The sequence below is a fragment of the Aquimarina agarilytica ZC1 genome, assembly GCF_000255455.1.
In the GTDB taxonomy this organism is placed as follows: domain Bacteria; phylum Bacteroidota; class Bacteroidia; order Flavobacteriales; family Flavobacteriaceae; genus Aquimarina; species Aquimarina agarilytica.
Genome location: NZ_JH621259.1, coordinates 52,958 through 77,612 on the forward strand (window position 1 = coordinate 52,958; position 24,655 = coordinate 77,612).

The window sequence follows — 24,655 nt, forward strand, 5'->3', positions numbered from 1 at the left end:
TATCTACTTTTAACTTATTGAAATAATCGTGCCACAAATTAAAATTGTTGTCCCAAAATAAAATGTATCTCTTGTCCGTGTGGTCCAGTTTCACCAGGCAATGAGTCAAATCCCCAAGCAAAATCAATACCTAACAAACCAAAGGCTGGCATAAATATACGAATTCCCGCCCCTGCCGAACGGTTTAATTCAAACGGATTAAATTGCTTAAAATTGTCATATGCCGCACCTCCTTCAAGAAAACCTAACGCATAAATGGTTGCTGCAGGCTTTAAACTTATAGGGTACCTAAGTTCCAATGAGAATTTATTAAAAATTGTAGAACCTCCTGAATCTGCAAATCTTGTATTACCAATATCAGTTGTACGAGAAAATACCCTACCATCTGGATACCCACGTAAGGCAACATTTTCAACAGAAGCTAAACCACTATTTCCTCCTAATCCACTTCCTCCTAATTGAAAACGTTCAAAAGGAATATCTCCTCTATCCTGGTTATAAGCACCTAAAAACCCGAATTGAAACGCAGAACGCAGCACAAATTTTTTAGGCAAACCTGTATACCAATCTCCCGCAAATTTTAATTTATAATATTCCAACCATTTAAAACGCTCTTGATCAATTTCTGCTATACGATCATTAACTACTTGTGAGCTTATTTGCGATTGTGTTTCCACTAACGCCGCACGCTCTTCTCTTAAAGCTTTCCAATCGGTTTTTTTGAAAAATGAATAGGGTAAACTCGTTTTTGCCGTAAAAGAAAATTTTGATCCGGCTGTTGGAAATATTGGACTAATACTCGTGTTATCACGACTGATTCCAAAGGTATAAGTTAAATCATTTGAACTACCATTCCCAAATGTAAACAATCTACTCACATTAAAATTCTTTAAATTATAATGTCTAAAACCAATGGTTTGAGATAATGTAAAATAATCATCGGGCCAACGCAAGCGTTTTGCAATTCCTACGCTACCCCCAGTTAATAGGAAACTTTGGTTTTTGTCAACTTCACGTGTTTGGAAATTAAATTGAAATTGATTTGTGTGCGAAAAGGACACTGATAATTGGTAAGGTCTTTTTCCTCCTAACCATGGCTCTACAAATGACAAACTATAGGTTCTAAAAGACTGACTTGCCTGGGCACGTAATGCTAAACTTTGTCCATCTCCCGAAGGTAATGGTCTGTAGGACTCTTTGTTAAATATATTACCTATAGAAAAATTATTAAATCGCAAGCCTAGTGTTCCAATAAAACCTGTACCTCCAAATCCACCTTGTAATTCAAATTGACTCGATCCTTTTTCAACAACAGAATATTCTACATCAACTGTTCCCGAATTTGGATCTGGGTTTTTAATATTTGGCGTTAATTGTTCCGTGTCAAAAAATGTAGTTTGACCAAGTTCTCTAAGTGTACGAATAATTTTTTGCTTACTAAAAATTTCACCTGGCCTTGTTCTTAAATTACGATGCACCACATGATCATTCGTTTTATCATTCCCTATAACGGTAATTTTATCAAAATGAGTCAACTTACCTTCAATAATACGTAATTCAAAATCTATGGTGTCATTTTTAACATTCACCTCCACTGGATTAATTCTAGAAAAGAAATATCCATTGTTTTGATATAAGTTAGTAATATCATCTGCATCTGGCTTGGTATTATCTGCAATACGCTTATCTAATAATACCCCATTGTAAACATCTCCTTTTTTCAATATCAATTTACGAGCAATTTGCTCATCGGTAAATACACTATTCCCTATAATACTAATATCTCCAAAGTAATAACGCCTCCCTTCTTCAACCGATAATTTAAGATCTATAGTATTGTCATCTCTTTGTACAATAGAATCTGAAATTATACGTGCATCACGATATCCTTTTTCTTTATATTTCTCTATAATCTTTTTCTTATCCTCCTTGTAGTCCTCGGCTATATATTTTGAGCGCTTCCAAAAACGTAAAGGAAATTTCTTTTTTGTTTTTTTAAGGTACTTTCTAATTTTTGCATCAGAAAACTTCTCATTTCCTGCGACAATTATATCATTCACTTTAACACGCTCTCCTTTATCGACGCGCACCAACATGTTTACTTCATTAGATGCTATAGTATCTTTTACTTCGCTAACATTTACTAACACTTTAGCGTTTAAATAGCCTTTTTCTTGATATTTTTTACGAATGTAATTTTTTGTAGTGGTGGTTAAGTTATCAGTTACTTTCACTCCTTTATTAAGATTATTATCTTTAATAAATTCCTGATTTTTTGACTTCGAAACACCTACTATTTTCACTTCATTAAGCACGGGAACTTGTTGAATGTTTAATTCTATATCAGCAACTCCGTCTTCTATTTTAGTGATATATAAATTGATGTTTTTAAATAAACCTAGCTCCCATAATTTTTTTATGGTCTTACTAATTTTATCCCCAGGCAAATAAATTTCCTCACCAGTTCTAAGTCCGGTATAGGTAATAATGGTCTGTTCATTATATGTAGTTGACCCTGTCACCTCAATTTCCCCTAATATATATCTTTTACTAGTTTCAAAAGCAGCATCGTTCTGGCTATACACCTGACCAATACTTATGAAAAAGAATAAAATAAAAATATACTGAATAGAGGTTGAGTTCAATACTGTTTTAGCTAAGCTGCTCACTCGTTTTTCCAAATCGTCGTTCTCTTTGTTGATAATTTAATAATGCTTCATACAGATCTTCTTCTTTAAAATCTGGCCATAACACTGGCGTGAAATACAATTCTGCGTAAGCTATTTGCCACAATAAAAAATTACTTATACGCTGTTCCCCGCTTGTACGTATTAATAAATCGACATCAGGTATGTTTTTAGTGTACAAATGCTCCTTAATAACGTCTTCTGTTATTAAATGTGGCGAAATTAAATTATTTTTTGCTTTTTCAGCTAATTCTTGGACAGTATTTACAAGTTCTTCTCTAGCACCATAACTTAGTGCTAATGTTAACACTACCGTATCTAAATCTTTTGTTTTTTCCATAACAGAAAGCAACTCTTCTTTTGCCTTCTTAGGTAATGCATCAATATTACCTATTACATTTAAGCGAATTCCTCCTTTTATAAAATTAGATAGCTCTCTTTTTAGCGATTTAACTAGCAAACGCATCAATGTATCTACTTCTAATTTTGGTCTATTCCAATTTTCTGTAGAAAAAGCATAAAGTGTTAAGTATTCAATACCTAAATCACGACATGCATCCACTACTCTATTTACTGTTTTTGTCCCACTTTCATGTCCTAGAGCACGTAAAAGACCTTTGCTTTTTGCCCAACGCCCATTACCATCCATTATGATAGCTAAGTGCTTTGGGATATTTGTATTTAATTGTTCTTTTATACTCATCATACTATTCATTCCACCGAAACATTTCCGACTGGATTATATACATTCTCATTTTAAAATTTAAGCAACTTATTAAAAAGCCACTACAAAAGTAAGTTACTCAAGAAAAAAGCTCACAACTTTTAGCCAAAATTATTTAAAAAATCGAAAAAATGCTTACTCTACATTTTTGAATACCCATTTTTGTTTGCTCAACAAACTTAAATGATTTTAACTTATTTTTTAGCTTATTTTAAAGGGGAAAGTGCTTAAAAATTTATATTGACTCTTATTCTTATTAGAAATTACAATAACAAGGGCGCCTACCAAATGTGTAAGTAAGGGTTAATGCATTAAAAAAATACCAGTCATTATTATTTAAATTTCCAAAATTTAAGACCGATGAGCCTCCTGGTAAGCTTAAATTTTCTGGATTACTACCATCTAAGTTATCCGTAAATGTATATCTAGCTCCTAACTCAAAACCTACAACAAAGTGTCTCCCTAAGTTTGTTTTAATCCCTAAAACAATTGGGATAGCCATAGACCAAGTATCATCAAATGCCAAAAACTCACTTGCTGCTGCCCCAGATGTTGTTGTAAAATCTCTTCGAGCTAAATCTCCATAACTAAATGCAGTAATACCGGTATACAAATAAGGAACCATTTGCTTTTCACCAGTATGTAAATCCCATTCCCAAAAAGTATACTCAATACCCAAAGAAATTTCTTTTATAGAATTATCGAAAAAATATGCTCGTTGTTGCCTTAATGGATCTGAAGAATCTGGATCACTAGCGCTGATTGGAATATAAGCCGCCGAAAACCGAAAAGAATGACGTTTACTCCTATTCCATTTGGCAATAATACCAAAACCTGTATCCTGCGGTCTAATAAATGTTGTATTCCCTATATCACCCACATAGTTAGACACACCAATCACAGCTCCCACCTCATACGTTTGCGCTTGTACAAGTGAAACTACTAAAATTGTAAGAAGTGTGAAAAAGGTCTTCCGCATAATCATCAAAGTTTGCAAATATAGAAATTTTGTTTGCTTTATTACGTAAATATACTTTCATTGTAAAAATGTAAAACAGTTTTTGATTGAATTTATTGTGATTTCCATCGAATTCTGCTTTAGATTTTATTGTTCTCAATTAATGTTTAACCCATAATTTAACCGTAATGGTGTTATACTAAAACTAAGAAAGTTCTTGATTCTATTAAGCTTTCACTCTTTACAACCAAGTTCTAACACATCCATCATCTAGATTCAATTCCTTTTATCTTCACCCCAAAGCATTTTTTCTCGGAGTGTTTTTAAAAAACTTTCATCGTTTAATTGCACCATATTAATTTTAAAATCAGCTTTTCGAATGCGCACTTCGGTATCATTTGGCAACGTATGTGTTCGGGAATCTAATGAAATTAAGTGCTCATCTTCCCTCCCCGAAATCACCAAAGAAAGCTCATAGTCATTAGGTATCACTAAAGGCCTCATATTTAAATTATGCGGCGCTATAGGTGTCAATAAAAAACTTGAAGTCTCGGGCATTACTATTGGACCTCCACAACTTAACGAATAGCCTGTAGACCCTGTTGGAGTAGAAACAATCATCCCATCGGCCCAATAAGAAGTTAAAAACTCCTCATTCACCTTGGTATGCACTGTGATCATCGAAGTGGTGTTTTTTCGACTTACCGTAATCTCATTGAGCGCAAAATTAACTTTATCGAAATCATAGCCCGTATCTGAGGTAATTTGCAATAAATTTCTAGACGACACGCTATAATTACCTTCAAAAATCTGCTGAACGGATTCTTGAAGTTTTTCCTTTCGAATAGTCGCTAAAAAACCTAAACGTCCTGTATTAATTCCAGCAATGGGAATACCCAAATCTCGTACATAAGTAACCGTTTTTAGTATGGTACCATCCCCCCCAATACTAAAAAATAAATCATACGAAGTATCTAACTCTTCAAAGGTGCTAAAATGAGAATAATTCTTACTTATACTTTCATGTTGATGAATCAGCTTTAAAAAATTCTTTTCAATAATAACCTCTACAGAATTTACGTCTAGCAATTCTAATAATTGTTGAATATATTTTCCTGAATTTTCATGATAAAACTGCCCATAGATACCTACTTTCATGTGGTGGTAGTGGTTTGTGTGAATACTTCGCTCCTTTTGATTACCTACTGTTCTCTAATTTTAAATAAAATCGAATGTAGTTATCTAAAATATCTAGTTCAAAAATCTACATATTTAAATACTTATCCAAATATCTAGAACGCTCTTGTAAGTTTTTTAAAAAAACATCATCATAATGATCTGAAATAATCTCATACCCATACCTTCTAAAGGTTTGTAGTAACCCATTCATATCACCATCACTTGTTTTCACCGTGGTTTGAACCACATCACGCTCCATATTTGACACATACACAGCCAATACCTTGGTATTATTTGACTCCACTATTTGACAAATCTCACTAAATGAATGATCATTAATTCCTTTTTGTACTACAATAACGTTTCCATACTCACTCAAAAAAGGCATATCCCCATATACGGATATTACTTCTTGCAATTCCACGTATCCCAAATACATTCCTTTATCTTGACTCAATACAGGCATTACATTGGTGTCATATTTTCCTAAGGTTTCCATTACCTCTAACTCATTTACACCTTCTTTTACAAAAAAACCTTCGTAATCAATTGAAAAATCACCGATTAATTTATCTTTTTCAAAACTGCGTACATCATTTTCAGAAAGGCTTCCTAAATATTGATTTCCTTCTACTACAGGTAAGTGAGAAAAAGTTAATTCATTAAATAACAATTGAGCAAACTCTATTCTAGAATCTGGTGTTAACGGAGGAATATCATTCAGTATTTCTAAATTCATATGACTAGATTGAAAAATTATTTTAATCTCATAGGGTTTTATACGATTTACTACACAAGACCAAAAATCAAAAAAAGTCCCAACAAGTTTCTATACAATGCACAAACAAGTTTGTACTTTTGAATAAAATTTTGAAGCCATGACTAAGCTTAGTGTAAATATAAACAAAATTGCCACGTTACGTAATGCACGCGGAGGCAATATGCCCGATCTTATAAAAACCGCAAAAGATATTGAACGATTTGGCGGGCAAGGAATTACCATACACCCCAGACCCGATGAACGTCATATTACTTACCAAGACGCGCATGATTTATCAAAAATTGTGACTACTGAATTTAATATTGAAGGAAATCCAATCTCTAAATTTATCGACTTAGTACTTGCCATCAAACCCGATCAAGTGACACTAGTTCCCGATGCCATAACTAATATTACTAGTGACGCTGGCTGGGATACGCTAAAAAACGAAGCTTTTTTAACCGAAGTAATTTCTGAATTTAAACGGAATAACATTCGTACCTCCATATTTGTAGACCCGGTTAGCTCCATGATTGAAGGCGCCAAAAAAACGGGCACCGATCGTATTGAATTGTATACCGAAGCTTATGCTAAAAACTATACCAATGATAAAAAAACAGCTATCACTCCTTATATAGCTGCCGCAGAAGTTGCCCTTGCAAATGAGTTAGAAATTAATGCCGGACACGACTTATCGCTTGACAATATTGAATATTTCAGCAAAAACATTCCTGGACTACTAGAAGTTTCCATAGGACACGCTTTAATCTGCGAATCCCTGTATTTAGGCTTAGAAAATGTAGTCCAAATGTATTTAAGAAAATTATCTTAGTTGATACTTGATGTTCAAAATTTCGATTTTATATTACAAATAAAAAAACTTATTACAAAAAATGAAACTACACTCTAACATCATAGGCGAAGGGGATCCATTTTTAATTCTCCATGGTTTTTTAGGTATGGGTGACAATTGGAAAACTTTAGGAAAAAAATATAGTGAATTAGGCTATCAAGTACATATGATTGACCAACGTAATCATGGTCGTAGTCCACATAGTGATCAATTTAGCTATCAACATCTAAGTGATGACCTACTTGAATATTGTAACACACATCAATTAAGCTCTATTATTTTACTAGGACATTCCATGGGAGGAAAAACGGCCATGCATTTTGCCTGTGAACATAGCCACCTAGTTGCAAAGCTTATTATTGCAGATATCGCACCAAAATATTACGCCCCACATCATCAAGATATTTTAGATAGTTTACTGGCTTTAGATTTTTCTGAAATTACTTCACGAACCGATGCTGAAACTATTTTGAAACAATATATCAAGGATACAGGCACACGCTTATTTTTATTAAAAAACCTTTACAGAAAATCAAAAACCGAGTTTGACCTACGTATCAACTTAAAAATACTTAACCAAAAAGTACACGAAATAGGAAAAGCATTAGATAATACTGCTTTTTTTAACGGAGAGACACTTTTTTTAAGTGGCGAAAATTCCAACTATATTTTAGCCAATGATTCCACCTTGATTAAAACTCATTTCCCCAATTCGCAGGTTCAAGAAATATCAAAATCAGGACATTGGCTACATGCAGAAAACCCTGTCGACTTTTTTAATTATTCTTCCAAATTCATAAAAACTCCATAAAAAGCACTTATTTTTAGTAGTATTTTCCATTGTTTTTAAAAAAAAACACAAAATTTAGCTTAAATTTACTTTAACTATTTAAGAATTTTAAGTTTCAAATCATGAAAAAACTACTATTTTCAATAGCCCTTGGGCTAATTACTTTAAGTGCCTTTGCCGGTGGATACAGGGTAAGTTTGCAAGGTCAACGTGCCCTAGCCATGGGACACACAGGCGTAGGTGTTGTGGACAGTGCCGAACTTGCTTTTTTTAACCCAGCTGGATTGGTATACCTAGAAAACAAACTGAATATAAGTGGTGGTGTGACACTCATTAGCTCAACTGCCAAATACCAAAATACTCTTACTGGCGAAAGCGCAAAAACAGACAACCCCCTAAGTACTCCTTTTAACTTATACATTTCATACGGAATTAATGATTGGCTATCTGTAGCACTTGCTGCTTATACCCCATACGGTAGTTCTATTGAATGGGAAAAAGACTGGGCTGGATCGGATTTAGTAAACTCTATAAGTTTAAAATCCATTTATATCAATCCTGTAATTTCTATTAAACTTGATGAATCATTTAGTATTGGTGGTGGTCCTATTTACGCTACTGGAAGTGTAAATTTTGATCGTAATTTGGTAAGAACCCCTGGAGGAACTCCAAATAACCCTAATGTTGAAGTTGATGCTGATGGTGTAGACAACTGGGGCTGGGTATTTTCAACTATGTTTAGACCTAGTGAAAACGTAGCTATTGGGGCATCATACCGTAGTAAAATTGAATTGAATGCTAGAGGTGGTGACGTAACTTTTACCAACATTGATTTACCGGAGACACAATTTAATGCTACCTTACCCTTACCTGCCGAGCTTACTTTTGGAGGATCGGTAAAAGTATCTCCTAAATTATTACTTGCGGCTGAATTCAACCGTACGTATTGGAGTACTTACAAATCTTTAGATATTGATTTTACCAATCCTGCTTCAACAGACTCAAGAAATGCACGTAACTACAAAAACTCTAACATTTATCGTATTGGAGCACAGTATGACTTAAATGATAAACTTACACTTAGAGGTGGATACTATTATGATGAATCTCCAGTACAATCTGGTTTTTATTCCCCAGAGACTCCTCGTAATGACTCTCAAGGATTTACCACTGGTTTTTCGTATAACGTAACTAGCAAATTAGCTATTGATGCTTCCTTCCTATACTTATACTTTAGTGAAACTGACGAATCCTACGATTCTAACCCTAACGATACGGTAGAGCGTTTTTCTGGAACTTATAAATCAAATGCCATAATTGGTGGTTTAGGATTGACTTACAAATTATAGGCAGCTACATAGTCAAAATAAGTCCCTTTTTAAACCCAAAAAATTACACTCATGAAAAATTACATAAAATATATATCAATACTATCGCTAGCCTTAGTAGCCTGCGAACCCGAATTTGACAACGAAGTAACTGGTACGCCCGCGCCACAAAGCAGTGGTGAGGCTAACTTTTCTACCTATGTTGCCCTTGGTAATTCCTTAACAGCAGGTTTTGCCGACCAAACACTATATATAGATGGTCAAAAAGTAGCTTTCCCTGTACTAATCGCCGAACAAATGAAAGCTGCTGGTGGCGGTGAATTTACCGTGCCTTTTATGGCAGATAATGTTGGAGGTTTCCCTAACATACCTGAGAGAGACCCTTTAACTTGTGATCCAATCCCAGGAACCTTATTAGCACCACCAAGATTGGTTTTTAATTTGCAAACTGGTTTACCAGAAACTATTGAAGGTGAATCTTCTGCAAAATCATTAGAAAGACTAGAAGGTACATTTAACAATATGGGCGTACCTGGAGCTAGAAGTTTTCACTTAGTCACACCTGGTTATGGGACATTAAATCCCTTTTTTGGACGTTTTGCTTCTTCTGATGAAACAACAGTAATTGCAGATGCATTAGCACAACAACCTACATTTTTTAGTTTATGGATTGGTAATAATGATATTTTAGGTTATGCAACTAATGGAGGTATAGGAACTAACCAACAAGGAAATAGAGATGCCGCTTCTTACAAGCCTGCTGACCTATCTGACACCCAACTTGTTTCAGACATATACGGTCAATTAATTCAAAATTTAACTGCAAATGGCGCCAAAGGACTTCTAATGAATATTCCTGATGTTCAAACATTACCATTTTTTACTAGGATACCAAATAACGCTCTTGTACTTGATGCTGAACAAGCAGCTAATTTAACGGGTTTTTTTAGAGCATATACTGCCATAGTTTCTGGAGGAGCTCAACTAATGGGAACTCCTCAAGCACAGGCAGACGCTTTAGCTAGCCAATACGCATTCACCTTCAACCCAGGACCAAACCGTTTTATAGTTAGCACACCTACGACACTAACAAATCCAATGGGAATTCGTCAAATAAGTGAAGATGAGTTAATATTACTTACAATAGATCAAAATGCATTAAGAACAGAGTTTTATGGATCTGTAGCAGCTACGCCAGAAGTAGTTACTATTTTAGGAAAATTAGCTACTGGAGGTTTACCTACAGCTGCAGAATCTGCTACTATTTTTAATGCTGTTAAGCCTATAGAAAACAAAGACTACTTAAGCAATTCTGAAATAGCAGAAATAGAAACTGCTACAACTGCTATAAACACAAGTATTAAAGCTATAGCAGACGCTAATGATTTGGCTTTTTATGATGCTAATGCGCGTTTAAAAGTATTAAGTACTACTGGTGTTAATGTTAATGGATCAATTGTCACAAGTGCCATAGGTAATTTCTTTTCATTAGATGGTGTACACCTTTCTCCTCGTGGAAATGCAGTTATTGCCAATGAAATGATGGAAACTATTAATGCTAAATACGGATCAACATTACAACCTGTTGCTTCGGGAGCCTTCCCTACGGTAAGACTGAAATAGGACTCAACTCCTCATTTATATTTCAAACCTCCATCAATTGATTTTGATGGAGGTTTTTTTATGCCTTAGCTTTACCAAGTATTATTTTATCCGCAAAATCGTATTAATTAATACAATCAAAAAACAATCTATTAATTACGCTTATATATTGAATAACAAGTATATATAAAAATTTATGACTTATTTTCCTTAAATTTACAATAATAAAAAAATGATAATCATCACTAAATCAATATATCATGCATTATTGAATACAGAATAATTTTTTAAATTATCGCAAAAATTATTTCGTGAACTATTTTAACCTTTAAAAATTAAAATTATGAGACGAATACTTCTATTATTACTTAGCATAGCTACTTTTACTCCTATAAGTGCTCAATATAGAGTTGATCGCTCACTTCCTATAGGAATTAGTATGGGATATTTTGAAAGTGAATCAGATAATTTTAATCAGAAAAAAAGTGAGGTTTTAAATCAAGTTTCTAAAACTTTACATAATTATTCCATGCACCCCAATCCTGCCCGTATTGGAGAAAAGGTAAAAATAAACAGCTTACAAAAAGGCGACGTTATTCATATTTTCAAAACTCAAGGACCTCTGGTTTCTACTCAGGTAATTGATGTTGATCAACATATAAACACACATGATCTCACTAGTGGAGAATATTTAGTTCGAAGCCATTCTCTTTTTTTAAAACTATTGATTTATTGATTTATAGTTGATGGTTGTGAGAGTTGTAACTAATATTATTCTTTTCATTATTTTAATTTTATAGTTATCCTTTTTGATTTGCAGTCTAGTTTTAATCTGGAATTAAAAAATAGATCCGTTCAAGATTGAAAACACTATTTTTAACAAAATCAAGCTCTTAAAAAGTCATATCTAAGCACAATTAAAAAAGTCCTTTGTTCAACTCACTAAAATTTAACTTTTTGTAAGAAATTAAAAATTGGTAAACCTTTAAAAATGTATTACTTTTGCACCCAATTTATTTCTACTAAATAATAGCCAGAATGAACATTTCTAAAGAGCAGATTGATGATTTAAATGCGGTGGTTACCGTAAATATCGAAAAAGAAGATTATAGTGATCGCGTTGAAAAGATCCTAAAAGACTATAGAAAAAATGCCAATATCCCTGGTTTTAGAAAAGGTCACGTACCTATGGGAATGGTAAAAAAACAATACGGTCAGGCTGTTTTGGTTGATGAAATCAATAAATTGATTCAAGAAACATTAAACAACTACCTTACCGAAGAAAAATTAGATGTATTAGGTAACCCGCTTCCAAAGGAACAAGCTGATTTTAGCTGGGACGCAGAAAAATTCACTTTTGAATTTGAACTTGGATTAGCGCCTAAATTTGACATTAACTTGCAAGGTAAAGACGCCATTAAACAATATAAAATTGTGGCTACCGAGGAAATGATCGACAACCAAGTAACTTCTATCCAAAAACAATACGGAAAATTAACTCCTGTTGATGTAGTTGCGAATGATAATGTGGTTGCTGGTTTATTTGAAAACGAAGAGGCTTCGATTAGCAAGCAAGCTAGTGTTGAACTTGACAGTTTACAAGAAAAAACAAAAGAGCAGTTTATTGGTGCTAAAGTAAACGATGTGATTACTGTAAACACTAAAGATTTGTTTGAAAACAAGCAACTTTTAGTATCACAAGTAGGTGTTGCTCAAGATCAAATAGATGCTATTGATGTTGATGTTACTTTTACTATATCGGAAGTGAACGAACGTATTTTAGCGGATTTGGACCAAGAGTTGTTTGACAAACTTTTTGGGGAGAAAAATGTAACTTCTGTTTCTGAATTAAAAGAAAAAATTAAGGAAGATGCAGAAAATCAATTTGCGCAACAAGCAGATCAGCAGTTATTAAATACGGTTACTGAAAGTGTAATTGAAAATACTACATTTGATTTACCTGCCGATTTCTTAAAAAAATGGCTACAAGTTTCTGGAGAAAAGCAATTAACCGCTGAGGAAGCTGCCGCTGAATATGAAAAGAGTGAAAAAGGCTTACGTTTCCAATTGATTGAAGGAAAAATTATTACCGATAATAAACTTCAAATTACTTACGACGAAATTAAAGATCATGCTAAGGAATTAATCAAAGGACAAATGGCTCAATTTGGTCAAACTAATCCTGAGGATAAAGAATTAGAAGAAATTTCAGGTCGTATTTTAGGGAATCAAGACGAAGTAAAGCGTATTTCTGAACAGTTAATGAGTCAAAAATTATTAGCTTTTTATAAAGAAAACGCTAAGTTAGAAGAAAAGGAAATTACTTTTGACGACTTTATAAAAGAAGTATACAACTAAACAACTATGTATAAATTGTTATTTATATGTATTGAATTTTAAAATATCCTATCTTTAAGGCGTAGAACGGTTGTTCTACGCCTTTTTTTAAACTTAAAATTATTTCTTACCTATGGATTACGGAAAAGAATTTGAAAAATACGCTACTAAACATCACGGAATAAATAGCAATTACTACGGGCAACTAACCAGTGCTATGACACCAATGGGTATGACTCCAAATATTATTGAAGAACGCCAAATGAATGCAGTAGCTATGGATGTTTTTTCGAGATTAATGATGGATCGTATTATCTTTTTAGGCACAGGTATTAATGATCAAATTGCTAACATTGTTCAGGCGCAATTATTATTTTTGGAAAGTACCGATTCGAATAAAGACATTCAAATTTATATTAATTCTCCAGGAGGAGGCGTATATGCCGGATTAGGTATTTATGACACTATGCAATTTATAAAACCAGACGTGGCTACTATTTGTACGGGTATGGCTGCATCAATGGGGGCTGTATTAATGTGCGCTGGTCAAAAGGGAAAACGTTCCGCTTTACCACATAGTCGTATCATGATTCACCAACCTTTGGGAGGGGCGCAAGGACAAGCTAGTGATATTGAAATTACGGCAAGAGAAATTTTAATTCTTAAAGAAGAATTATACAATATTATTGCCAAGCATTCTGGTCAAACTTATGATAAAGTATACAACGATAGTGATCGTGATTACTGGATGAAAGCTGATAAAGCATTGGAATATGGAATGATTGACGAAATCCTTACCAGAAAATAAAAAATACAATTCATACGTTATTCTTTAATTACTTATGAATTATTAACCGAAACAATAAATAATCCGAACAAAGAAAAGATGGCGAAAGATGATTTAGAATGTTCATTTTGCGGACGTAAAAAACCTGAAACAAGCTTATTAATTGCAGGCTTGGATGCACACATTTGTGATCGCTGTATCCAACAAGCCTATGGTATTGTTGTAGAAGAATCTAAGGAAGAAAATGGTGAAGAACTTAGCCAAGAATTAGTGTTGAGTAAACCTAGAGCCATTAAAGAGTTTTTGGATACCTACATCATTGGTCAGGATTTTTCAAAAAAGGTAATCTCTGTTGCTGTTTACAACCATTACAAAAGGTTATTACAGAAAAAAGCAGATGATGATATTGAAATTCAAAAAAGTAATATCATTTTAGTTGGTCAAACAGGTACAGGTAAAACATTAATTGCTAAAACCATTGCAAAAATGTTAAATGTCCCTTTAGCTATTGTGGATGCCACTGTATTAACCGAAGCCGGCTATGTTGGTGAAGATGTGGAAACAATTCTAACTAAACTATTACAAGCTGCAGATTACAACCTTGAAAAAGCGGAGCGTGGTATTGTGTTTATTGATGAAATAGATAAAATTGCTCGTAAGAGTGATAATCCTAGTATTACACGTGACGTATCGGGTGAAGGAGTACAGCAAGCCTTATTAAAACTTTTAGAAGGTACTACAGTGAACGTTCCGCCTAAAGGAGGACGTAAACATCCAGATCAAAAATTTATTGAAGTCAACACTGAAAATATTTTATTTGTTGCCGGAGGTGCTTTTGATGGTATAGAACGTAATATCCAGAAACGCTTAAATATGCAAGCTGTAGGTTTTAGTGCTTCTATAAAAGAAGAAGTGATAGAAAAAGAAAACTTACTACAATATATTATTCCAAAAGATCTTAAAGATTTTGGTTTAATCCCAGAAATTATTGGTCGTTTGCCTGTATTAAGTTACATGAATCCTTTAGATTCTAAAACCCTAAGAGCTATTTTAACTGAACCTAAAAACGCCATTATTAAGCAATACACAAAATTGTTTGAAATGGATGATATCGAATTTTCGATAACCGATGGTGCTTTGGATTTTATTGTTGAAAAAGCGAATGAATACAAATTAGGAGCCAGAGGTCTTCGTTCATTATGTGAAGCTATTTTAACCGATGCGATGTTCGAGCTTCCAGATAGTGATGAAAAAACACTTAAGGTAACCAAGGATTACGCTGAAAAGAAACTTAACAAATCTATTATAAAACTGAAAGCAGTTTCATAATAGTTAAATGTTACGCCTTAAATAATAGTTTCTATACTAATAATAAATATAAAGCTCGTCTAGAAAGTAAATTTCTGGACGAGCTTTATTTGTTAGTGTCCAAAAAAAATAAGGCTACCTAAAAAGGCAACCTTATTTTCACTCTATTATTCCTAAAAAAAAATTAGGGTCTCAATTCTACTCTTTTTATACTTATATCATCGGCAAAGAATACCCCTGCTCCTCCAAAATTACCTCCGGCTACTTGGAAATTGATTTTAGATGGAGGATCAACAGCTGCCATATCTTTACGAACCACTAGTGTGACCCACTCGCCTGTGGGTTGTCCTTCGAAATCAAAAAAGATATTGTTAAACGGAGATCTAACAATTAAACTTACCCCTCTAGGTGCTTCTGTAGGATCTATCCATACTTTCATAGAAAAATCGTAAGTCCCCTCTTCTAATCCTATTCTAGCATCCGCAGTTGCTGCAATTTCTCCCGCAACTGCACGAGCCAATGTCGCATCTGTATTATCATATTTTATACTATTGTTTCCACTAAAAGGTTTTTCCGGACTTATAGTAATCTGCCCAGGATGTTGCACAAACCAGCCATGCTCCTCTTGGGCTAAACCTCCTTCAAAACCATAATATTTAGCATCTAGAATATTTCCTAAAACCTCAGCATTTGTATTAACTTTGACATCTGTAAATGATTGAAATGTTCTACTATCAACAGAAGTAATATTTCCATCAGACGTATAAGAAAGTGTAACAATATCATCTTCGTATAGCCTTTCGGACAAGCTTAACAGAAGTGTATTATTACTTTCTGGGTCTACCGATACAGAAGTAACATCAATTTGTAATGACAAGCTTGGTTGGTTAGCATTCGTGATATTAGCCACAAATCCTGTAAAATCGGTTCCTACCGCAGCAATACTTGCAGTTGTATTAAGCTTAAGTGTATTAAAATCTACCACATCACCTGTATCTACAGGTACAAATGGAGCTGATGAAGGAACAACTTTAATATTTAATGGAATCAATTTCACATCATTTCCTCCCTTAAATGCATTAAATCTATCTACTTGTATTTCTCCTGCTGTAAATTCTCCTAATGAAAAATACTTTACTTCTAATTGTTGTTGCTCATCCTCCTCTGCGTTGGTATCTAAACTTGTGTTATTCAATCTCCAGCTTCTGCTGTTAGGCTCTCCAACAGTAGAATTATCAGTAAAAATTAACGCCCCTCCAGACTCAATAACTATTTCGGGCCATTTAGATGCATCGCCAGCTTGAGGATCATCATTAGCTGTTACATTTGCTATAACATTTCCATCTTGTGACACTGTAAAAGCTGCTTTTACTTTGTCGAAAACTCTAACCTTAAATTCTTGATCAAAAACCCAAACACCATTTTCCATAACAGATCCTATGACTTCCTCTTTCTCTTCTCTTAAAGTTGGTGGTATATAGGTCACTTCTTCTTCGAAAGTATTTTTTAATCGTATGATTTTTTCTCCTGGTGTTTGAAACAAGATATTTACTTTGGTTGCATTAGAAACTTTTTCTGCTCCAGGTATAATAAATGGTTTTAAATTTAAAGTGTCTTTATCTTCAAAGTCTCTAATAAAAACTGAACCATTACTTTCTAAAATCCATTCATGAGTTAAAGCAGACTGTGATAAATCTAAAAGCGTAATAGCCTCACCTACTTCTGCTCCGAATTCATTAAAACTTTTATTTAATGAATTCTCAAAGTAAACATCCGAAAACTGATTGGGCGCATTAAATTCATCACTATCACTACAATTGATCAATAATAATGAACTAAATATATAAAGTATTTTGGCGAATAATTTTATGGAATTCTTCATTAGGTTATTATTTAATATTCTCATTAAAATCCGTTTCTATAGTTGGCAATGGATAATATCCATTTGTATATCGTTGGGCTGCAACGGTAAATTCCACGTCTAACTTGTTATTGTTACTATCCTCTACATCTTCTCCATCTGCAATTGGCACCAAAGTACTTCTGGCTCTTGTAGCTGTTTCTCCATCCGCAGTTGTATACTCATAAGGAGCTAACTTATAGCGATCTCTTACAGAAGTTCCATCTTCTTTAGAAAGTGCTTCAAACCTTTCTTTTGCGATTCCCCACCTTCTAATATCTATTGATCTTGCATGGGAACCCTCTAAACTTAATTCCAATGGCTTTTCAACATACATAATATGATTCATTACTTGGTCTAGCTCCGAAATAGCGCTTCCAGGATCCAATTTAAATTCTGCAATTTTCCAACGCCTTCTAATAACATTAATGAGCTCAATTGCCTCATCAACTCTTGGACTTGCTCCTTTTAAATAACATTCTGCCAAATTCAAATAAGCCTCTGGTAACCTATTTAGAATGACATTTTTCCCTGATTTCCATGCTGATCCTTTTGAATTAATTTCTCCTGTTGAATTATCCCAATTGGTATATTTTCTAAAAACCGCAGGTAATCTATCAAAACTAAAGTGTTGCGCAGGGACCTCCGATTGATAATATGGGTTTCTGGTGTCATTCACCATAGCTACCATACTAGAAGCCCTTAATGAAACAGTGTTATATACAGCAGGGTCTGTTTTATCTGCATCCGTAAATTTTAAGTGATCTTCCAAATATTCTACAGTAAGCCAATTAGAAGGAACCAGACGAGCTTGTGAGTTCAAAATAGGAGGCCCTACGACAACTCCAAGTCTATTATGGAAGCTATCTTCCTCCCATTGCGTTTGCTGTAAATTATTAGCTAAATTATATTCGATCTCTAAAATAGATTCCGAATTATATTCTCCCTCATCGGAAAACATATTTAATAGCTCTGTTTCATTAGTCAATAATGCAAAACCAAATTTGGCACTTTCATTTACAATTTCTTCATAAAAAGGAATTGCTTTATCAAACTCCCCTTCGTACAAATACGTGTTTGCCAATAACATTGCTGCTGCCCCTGCTGTAATTCTCCCCGCAAGGTATTCCGAATCATTTTTTAATGGTAAGTTGTTGTATGCAAAAGTAAAATCCTCTCTTATGGCTTTAATTACCTGATCCGCAGGAGTGACATTTACCGAAAGACTATTAAAAGTCGGATTGGGCTGCACTCGTAGAATGATATTTCCTTCATTAAAAGTATTGTACACATAAAAATGAGCTAAAGCTCTTAAAAATTTTGCTTGGGCTTCAATAATGATCAGCTCACTTTTATCAAGTCCATTTTCTCTACCTTTTTCAACAAAACCTAGCGTTAAATTGGCTCTAAAAATAACTTGATATAATTGTCTCCATCGAGCAGCAATTTGAGTACTTGAACTTGTTAGATTATAATTTATAAAATCTAAATGTTGAAAAAATTGTCCTACAGCACCACGCCTTCCTGGAAATACAATATCTGAAATTAAATTTCCTGGTCCTACATCCGCCACTCTATGCCCCCTTAAGCCTTCATAAACCGATGCCAAAGAAGCATCAACTTCCATAATTGTTTCTGCAAATACTGCACCCGTCACACCATTAGGGTCCGATTGAACTAAAAATTCATCTTCTTGACAAGAGCAAAAGAAAAACGTTACAAAAAGTAAAACAATGTATGCTCTTCTATCCTTTTTTATAATTTTCATGTCTATTTTTTTAAAAATCAATTTGTAAACCAAATAAATACTGAGCTGCTATTGGATAATTTCCAATATCGACTCCTCTATTTCGTATATCATTACTTCCTAGTGGATTTGTAATTTCTGGATCAAAACCTTTGTAGTCTGTAAAAGTTAATACATTTTGAGCCGATAAAGACATTCTTAATCTTTTCAACCCTAACTTTTCGATAACTTCATTATCTAGTGTATAACCAAGACCTATTTGTTTTAGTCTTACAAATGAGCCATCCTCAATCCATAAATCGGTGCTACCTGCATAATTAAAATGACTTTTACCATCCCCTCTATATGCCGGAATATTTGAATTTGGATTTGCTTCCGACCATTGATATACTAAATCCCTGTGCCTATTCCTATTGTATGCTAATGCTTTGGGGCCATTCAATATTTCATTGCCTACCGATGCATACCAGTTCATAGAAAAATCAAAACCTTTGTAATCACAACCTAAATTTATACCTACTGTATAATCTGGTAAACCACTCCCTTTAAATACGCGATCTTCATCATTAATAACTCCATCTTCATTTTGGTCTATTATTTTCAAATCCCCTTTTTGAATACGATTTAAGCCTAATATTGTTGAGACAGATGAGGTGTACTCTGCTAATTCTTCGTCTGTATTGATAACTCCATCGGTTTCGTATAAGTAAAAGGCACTAGCTGGCATACCTACTCTAAACTGAGACACCGTAGAACTTGGATCACCACTTATAAGTGTTTGAGCATGGGGTATTCTATCTGTATTAAAAAGATCTTCAACTATATTTTCATTTTGAGTATAAGTAGCTCCTAAATTGAATTTAAAATCGCCTATTTGATCTTTATAGTTCAACTCAACTTCAAATCCTTCATTTACTAAACTCCCTACATTTGCTGTGAGATCTAATATATCCGAACCAGCTGAAGCAGGTAATCTAACAGGTAATAATAAATCCGTTTTTTCATCCTTATAATATTCCCCTGTTAATGTGATTTTATTTTTCAGAAAGCTTAAATCCACTCCAAAATTTCTTTGTACAGTTGTTTCCCATTTTAAATCGGGATTATTGTAGGTATTCGCTACAAATCCAGAGACTCTTGCTCCACCGAATACTGCACCTTGAGAATTAGAAATTGTAAGATCTGACAAATAAGGGTCATTTACCTTATCACTTCCTACCTCGGCAAGACTTGCTCTTAATTTAAACTTATTAACTACAGACTTTAAAGGACTCCAAAATGCCTCGTCAGATACGTTCCATGCTATAGATGTTGAAGGAAAAACACCCCATCGATTTTCACGTCCAAAAATACTTGAGGCATCACGCCTGATTACCATACTTATTAAATATTTCTTTTTGTAATCATATTGTATTCTTCCTATAGTTCCTACTCTTTCTATAACACGATCCTCTAAAAAGCCTTCTCCCGAAGCGGCACTTTCATTAAGCGTACCTCCATTAATTACTTGAATATTATTATTGGTAACCCCTTGCCTACTGGCCACAAAAAAAGATGATGAACTTTTTTGTAACGAAAATCCTGCTAAAACTTTAATATGGTGCTTCCCATACCTATTATCCCATTCAAGGGTATTGTCTAAAGTATAAGAATCTTGCAATCTGCTCCTAGCCTCAACAAAACTATTTAAGGGATCGTTATCTATTTCATTTGTAGCAGGGTTGAATGTGGCAAATTGTGGAACAAAACGGTTTCTGATTTCGTTATTTTTGTAATACCCCATCCATGATTTAAACTTCAAATGATCTACAAGATCGTAACTTGTATTCACACTTAAATTAACAATATCTCTTCTTAATCTGTTTTTTTCTCTAATGGATGCAACAAAATTTTGAGTTAAAAAATTACTTCCTTCATTTACATTAACTAAATCTGCATCAAGATCTACTGACTCATTATAAGGTGCATATATGATGGATTGAGGCAAAATATTCCAACGCGGATCATTTCTGTTTTCTTGAGTGTATGCTACGCTAGCTCTAGCCCACAACCTCCCTTTTTTATAACTAGTAGTAGCCCTTACATTATGCCTCTTAAACTTTGTATTCACCACCACACCATCTTGCTCATGGTAGCCTCCTGTCAAATTATATGAAATTGTAGGCGATCCTCCTGAAATTCCTAAATTATAGGTGTTTTGCTCGGCATAATCAACAAGAATTAAATCTCTAATATCAAAATCATCATTACGAAGCGCTTCAGCCGTATTTAAAAAGAATGAAGGCGCGCCATTCCTAATAGCCAGATTTCTGGCATATAATTGATCTCTTGAATTAAGTAAAGGAGTTCTTTCTGTAATAATACGTTGTAAACCTGTTGCGTAATTAAAATCTAATTTGGCTTTACCTATTTTTGGTTTTTTGGTGGAAATCAAAATTACTCCATTCCCTCCTTGAACACCATATATTGCTGCTGAAGCCGCATCTTTCAACACTTCTACACTTTCTATTTCAGAGCTATTTAATCGTGGAATGTTGGGTTGTACCACTCCATCAACAACATATAGTGGCGTACTATTTCCCGTTAATGAACTTATTCCTCGTATTTCGATAATGGCATCATCGCCAGGCCTACCTGCCGCAGTAATATTTACACCTGCCACTTTTCCTTGTAAAGCTTGTTCTACACTTGGTGTTACAATTTTTTCTAGTTCTTCTCCTTTAACTTGAGAAATAGCCCCTGTGACTTCTTTTTTAGTAACTTTTCCATAACCAATAACTACTACCTCATCAAGACTTTCGATGTCCTCTTCCATCTTTACTTTCAGTTTTTTTTGACCCGTATACACTACAGTGTAATTTTTGTAACCTATGTACGAGAAGGTTATAATATCACCTTCTTTAGCTGGTATGGAAAAAAAACCATCAAAATCGGTTACTGCTCCTTTATCTGAACCTTTTTTGGTTACTGTCACTCCAGGAAGTGCTATTCCAGATTCATCTGTTACCGTTCCTGTAAATTCGGTCTGCTGAAAATTAGAAAAATGTTTAAAAAAAGTCGCTTCAGCATATAATTGCTGATGAAATACCCCCATTAGTAATGCTAATGCCAAAAATATTTTTTTAGAATTAGCACATAATAGAATGTTTTTTTTATTATGCATAGTTGTTGGTTTTTTCATACTCGTAATTAAAATAACACATATATATACTCAATTAATTAAATCTTTTATTCCGATTTAAATATTTTTAACATACATCGTTTTCGTTTACTGTCGTAAAATTATTATTAGGATTTATTTTTGAATGGACTATTTTAGTCTAATTAGGGTGCTTTTTTCGTCTTTTAAGAAATATCCTCTTTAATACTTGATTATTATGTTAAAAAACTTGTTTTAAAATGATAATCAATTGATAATTAGGAATTATTTATATTATTATTATTCTATTTTAGAAGATTTTAAAAGGATTGATCAATATATTTACTACTAATATTAGGATTACTTTATTACTTTAATGATATGTTTTATTTCATTATTTCCATCAAGCAGTTGAACAAAATACACCCCTTTACTTAACCATTGAGTGTCAATAGTTATATCTCCTTTATCTTTTCCTTGAATCAATTTTTTTCCATTTAAACTAATAAGCTTAAATTCCGTGACTAAAGATTCGACATTTGATATAATCAACTTATCATTGAATGGCACGGGATAAATTTTAAAATCTTCTAGTTTTTCGAAGGTATCAATGCTTAGAATATTATCAATGCAATTTTCTTCTACAACCACTATCTTCCCTCCACTTATTTCTTCAACTGTAGCACTAAAATCTTTATCAGCCTCAGTCATATAAATATTGAGACGGTAATTCTCATTTAATCGAAGATTTTCCCTTGCTTCAATATTTACAACTATAGTACCTTCACCATCAACCCTCACTTTTGACTTTCCTACTCCTTTAAAATCTGATAAATCTTGAATATCGACATGAATATCCCTTGGTTCTGTAGCCTTATAATCTAGCTTGATACTACCAGTTCCATTTTGTTTTAAACAATCTGGTGCTTCATTAATTCTTAACAATTCTGTTTTTCCATCAACTCTAAGTTCTAACAGAAGAACTTCTTCTGGTTTCATCACAAAACCATTAGTAACACTTTCTCCTTTTAATAAATTAAATATGGTAAATCCCGAACTAGGTAAACCCGTCATTGATAATGTAATTGTAGCATTAGTCTTACCTGTATTAACCAGTGAAATAATGTTTTTTCCCGAATTAGTAAATACCGATTTATGAGCCACTGCTTTTAGCACATTGCTATCTTCATTAACTTCTGCTACTTCAATTGCTGACTTAATACCATCCGCCGAAAGCTTATTTAATATGCTACTTTTAGGATTAGAACCTAGTGGTAATATCATCCCTGTTCCTGCAGATAATGTTTTGGTGTGATTTTTACCATACTCATCCTTTTTAAGACTTACAGTATCAAGAAATACTACTCCTCCATTATTTAAATAGTTTTGTAAAGCATCTATTTCACTTTCCTTAACGAATTCAACATCTTTAACTACCACATAATTAAAATCTGCTAAAGACTGAGTGTTTAAAATGTTTTCTGTAACAAAACCTAATCTATATCCTTCAAAATACAGGCTTTCATATAAATCACTTAGTTGAGACATGTGATTATCTTTGTTGATTGCCGAGGTCTCTGAATAAAAAATTCTTATCGGGTTTTGTATTTCTTGTAACTCCGAAATTTCATTGGCATAACTATTCAAATCCAGTATAGTGGAATGCAATTCAAAAAGCGTTCTGGGTTGTTGTCCCACAGTTGTAGCAACACCAAAATTAGGACTAAGTGAACCATCCTCTTGTCTAGCCCATACCCAATTCAAAGACATATCCATACCATGAAGCGTAGCTAACCAATGTGATGCCCTTACATAAGATGTTCTCAGAAATGCTTCGCGAAACCGAACATTATAAAGTATATGGGTTTCCGAATTGTAATTGGTCGCATTAGGCTTTATGGAGTGAAAAAAATCATGAGACATGGTCAAAGGCAACCAATCAAACATGTATTTGTTTTGCCAAGGTCTATTACCAAACCTTCTTGATCCGTCCATATGCGCATCATGACCAATTACCTCACAAAGACCAATTAAGTACTCAAAATCTAATCCACTCCCCCTATCATTATCCGTCCACTGAAAAGGAATTAATTTGATATGCGTTTTAGCCGCAGCATCTATTCCTTGGATTTCATCATGTAAATAAGTAAACCAATTATTTACTCGCACTTGATTAAATCGCATAAAATCATACCACTTAGGTGTCCCCCTAAGGCTTTCTAAAACACCTCTCTTATTTGTTCTGGAGGGCTGCAAATCACTGTCGTTTGAAGCAGATTGAAAGGAAGCATGTGATGTCCCCCACAAAGTATTCAAGTTAGCTATTGACTGGTGCTTGGCTTCTAACCAAGTTGCAAATTTAGCACGCGTATATGTTGTAAAATCAACGATATCCCAAGTTCCAGAAGTATTCCAGTGAGGTTCATTGGAAAGCATATACCCAAGTTTGCTCATATTTTTACCTTTAAGCTTTGGCACGACTTCATTTAATAAAGCAGAAAACAATGGTCTAGACTGTGGATGATCAATATCAAAAGCCACAAACTCTGCTCTTCC

At 33.8% G+C, this 24,655-nt stretch carries 17 protein-coding genes; 8 read left to right on the forward strand and 9 right to left on the reverse strand.

Annotated features, from left to right (window positions below; genetic code table 11):
• Window positions 1–38: 38 nt before the first annotated feature.
• From KQA_RS0209495 to KQA_RS0209515, 5 genes are all read right to left on the reverse strand, one after another.
• On the reverse strand, window positions 39–2,681 hold the full coding sequence (locus KQA_RS0209495; protein ID WP_010180476.1) for a BamA/OMP85 family outer membrane protein: 2,643 nt from the start codon (window positions 2,679–2,681) through the stop codon (window positions 39–41).
• Entirely contained in the window at window positions 2,653–3,390 is a 738-nt protein-coding gene (locus KQA_RS0209500) for an isoprenyl transferase (protein ID WP_010180478.1), read from the reverse strand. The genes KQA_RS0209495 and KQA_RS0209500 overlap by 29 nt, the downstream gene beginning before the upstream one ends.
• Window positions 3,391–3,667: 277 nt before the next feature.
• Window positions 3,668–4,396 carry a type IX secretion system protein PorG gene (gene porG / locus KQA_RS0209505; protein WP_010180480.1) on the reverse strand — a complete coding sequence of 243 codons (729 nt, stop codon included), beginning with the start codon at window positions 4,394–4,396 and terminating at the stop codon, window positions 3,668–3,670.
• A 249-nt stretch (window positions 4,397–4,645) separates the two neighbouring features.
• The gene (locus KQA_RS0209510) at window positions 4,646–5,527 is read right to left on the reverse strand and encodes an NAD kinase (RefSeq protein WP_010180483.1); all 882 of its coding nucleotides are present in this window, start codon (window positions 5,525–5,527) and stop codon (window positions 4,646–4,648) included.
• Between the two features lie 106 nt (window positions 5,528–5,633).
• Window positions 5,634–6,287 (reverse strand): CBS domain-containing protein, encoded by a 654-nt coding sequence (locus tag KQA_RS0209515; protein WP_010180485.1) that lies wholly within the window; start codon window positions 6,285–6,287, stop codon window positions 5,634–5,636.
• Between the two features lie 139 nt (window positions 6,288–6,426).
• On the opposite strand from KQA_RS0209515, the gene KQA_RS0209520 reads away from it, so the two are divergent.
• The 8 genes from KQA_RS0209520 to clpX all read left to right on the forward strand — a co-directional run bounded on the left by KQA_RS0209520 (window position 6,427) and on the right by clpX (window position 15,334).
• A complete protein-coding gene (locus KQA_RS0209520) occupies window positions 6,427–7,140 on the forward strand; it encodes a pyridoxine 5'-phosphate synthase (protein ID WP_010180487.1) in 714 nt (237 codons plus the stop codon).
• A gap of 61 nt (window positions 7,141–7,201) precedes the next feature.
• The gene (locus KQA_RS0209525; RefSeq protein WP_010180489.1) at window positions 7,202–7,972 is read left to right on the forward strand and encodes an alpha/beta fold hydrolase; all 771 of its coding nucleotides are present in this window, start codon (window positions 7,202–7,204) and stop codon (window positions 7,970–7,972) included.
• 101 nt (window positions 7,973–8,073) lie between these two features.
• A complete protein-coding gene (locus KQA_RS0209530) occupies window positions 8,074–9,300 on the forward strand; it encodes an OmpP1/FadL family transporter (RefSeq protein WP_010180491.1) in 1,227 nt (408 codons plus the stop codon).
• A gap of 51 nt (window positions 9,301–9,351) precedes the next feature.
• Entirely contained in the window at window positions 9,352–10,902 is a 1,551-nt protein-coding gene (locus KQA_RS0209535) for an SGNH/GDSL hydrolase family protein (RefSeq protein WP_010180493.1), read from the forward strand.
• Between the two features lie 322 nt (window positions 10,903–11,224).
• The gene (locus KQA_RS0209540) at window positions 11,225–11,617 is read left to right on the forward strand and encodes a hypothetical protein (RefSeq protein WP_010180495.1); all 393 of its coding nucleotides are present in this window, start codon (window positions 11,225–11,227) and stop codon (window positions 11,615–11,617) included.
• Window positions 11,618–11,919: 302 nt separating this feature from the next.
• Window positions 11,920–13,239, forward strand: coding sequence for a trigger factor (gene tig / locus KQA_RS0209545; RefSeq protein ID WP_010180497.1), 1,320 nt, complete (start codon window positions 11,920–11,922; stop codon window positions 13,237–13,239).
• 112 nt (window positions 13,240–13,351) lie between these two features.
• Window positions 13,352–14,026, forward strand: a complete 675-nt coding sequence (gene clpP / locus KQA_RS0209550) for an ATP-dependent Clp endopeptidase proteolytic subunit ClpP (RefSeq protein WP_029209543.1) — start codon at window positions 13,352–13,354, stop codon at window positions 14,024–14,026.
• A 78-nt stretch (window positions 14,027–14,104) separates the two neighbouring features.
• The gene (gene clpX / locus KQA_RS0209555) at window positions 14,105–15,334 is read left to right on the forward strand and encodes an ATP-dependent Clp protease ATP-binding subunit ClpX (RefSeq protein WP_010180501.1); all 1,230 of its coding nucleotides are present in this window, start codon (window positions 14,105–14,107) and stop codon (window positions 15,332–15,334) included.
• Window positions 15,335–15,497: 163 nt separating this feature from the next.
• Here the strand turns inward: clpX and KQA_RS0209560 are convergent, their stop codons facing one another.
• The 4 genes from KQA_RS0209560 to KQA_RS18775 all read right to left on the reverse strand — a co-directional run.
• On the reverse strand, window positions 15,498–17,195 hold the full coding sequence (locus KQA_RS0209560) for a hypothetical protein (protein ID WP_157366639.1): 1,698 nt from the start codon (window positions 17,193–17,195) through the stop codon (window positions 15,498–15,500).
• A 7-nt stretch (window positions 17,196–17,202) separates the two neighbouring features.
• Window positions 17,203–18,981: a RagB/SusD family nutrient uptake outer membrane protein gene (locus KQA_RS0209565; RefSeq protein WP_010180505.1), complete on the reverse strand. Its 1,779-nt coding sequence runs from the start codon at window positions 18,979–18,981 to the stop codon at window positions 17,203–17,205.
• 10 nt (window positions 18,982–18,991) lie between these two features.
• On the reverse strand, window positions 18,992–22,123 hold the full coding sequence (locus KQA_RS0209570; RefSeq protein WP_010180507.1) for a SusC/RagA family TonB-linked outer membrane protein: 3,132 nt from the start codon (window positions 22,121–22,123) through the stop codon (window positions 18,992–18,994).
• Between the two features lie 336 nt (window positions 22,124–22,459).
• Window positions 22,460–24,655, reverse strand: a 2,196-nt coding sequence (locus tag KQA_RS18775) for a T9SS type A sorting domain-containing protein (protein ID WP_010180509.1), incomplete at its 5' end; no start/stop codon positions are given.

Coding starts and splice junctions, on each gene's coding strand:
- KQA_RS0209520 (WP_010180487.1), top strand. CDS start 6,427: ATGACTAAGCTTAGTGTAAATATAAACAAAATTGCCACGTTACGTAAT.
- porG (WP_010180480.1), bottom strand. CDS start 4,396: ATGATTATGCGGAAGACCTTTTTCACACTTCTTACAATTTTAGTAGTT.
- KQA_RS0209570 (WP_010180507.1), bottom strand. CDS start 22,123: ATGCATAATAAAAAAAACATTCTATTATGTGCTAATTCTAAAAAAATA.
- KQA_RS0209510 (WP_010180483.1), bottom strand. CDS start 5,527: ATGAAAGTAGGTATCTATGGGCAGTTTTATCATGAAAATTCAGGAAAA.
- KQA_RS0209515 (WP_010180485.1), bottom strand. CDS start 6,287: ATGAATTTAGAAATACTGAATGATATTCCTCCGTTAACACCAGATTCT.
- clpP (WP_029209543.1), top strand. CDS start 13,352: ATGGATTACGGAAAAGAATTTGAAAAATACGCTACTAAACATCACGGA.
- tig (WP_010180497.1), top strand. CDS start 11,920: ATGAACATTTCTAAAGAGCAGATTGATGATTTAAATGCGGTGGTTACC.
- KQA_RS0209500 (WP_010180478.1), bottom strand. CDS start 3,390: ATGAGTATAAAAGAACAATTAAATACAAATATCCCAAAGCACTTAGCT.
- KQA_RS0209565 (WP_010180505.1), bottom strand. CDS start 18,981: ATGAAAATTATAAAAAAGGATAGAAGAGCATACATTGTTTTACTTTTT.
- KQA_RS0209535 (WP_010180493.1), top strand. CDS start 9,352: ATGAAAAATTACATAAAATATATATCAATACTATCGCTAGCCTTAGTA.
- clpX (WP_010180501.1), top strand. CDS start 14,105: ATGGCGAAAGATGATTTAGAATGTTCATTTTGCGGACGTAAAAAACCT.
- KQA_RS0209560 (WP_157366639.1), bottom strand. CDS start 17,195: ATGAAGAATTCCATAAAATTATTCGCCAAAATACTTTATATATTTAGT.
- KQA_RS0209540 (WP_010180495.1), top strand. CDS start 11,225: ATGAGACGAATACTTCTATTATTACTTAGCATAGCTACTTTTACTCCT.
- KQA_RS0209530 (WP_010180491.1), top strand. CDS start 8,074: ATGAAAAAACTACTATTTTCAATAGCCCTTGGGCTAATTACTTTAAGT.
- KQA_RS0209525 (WP_010180489.1), top strand. CDS start 7,202: ATGAAACTACACTCTAACATCATAGGCGAAGGGGATCCATTTTTAATT.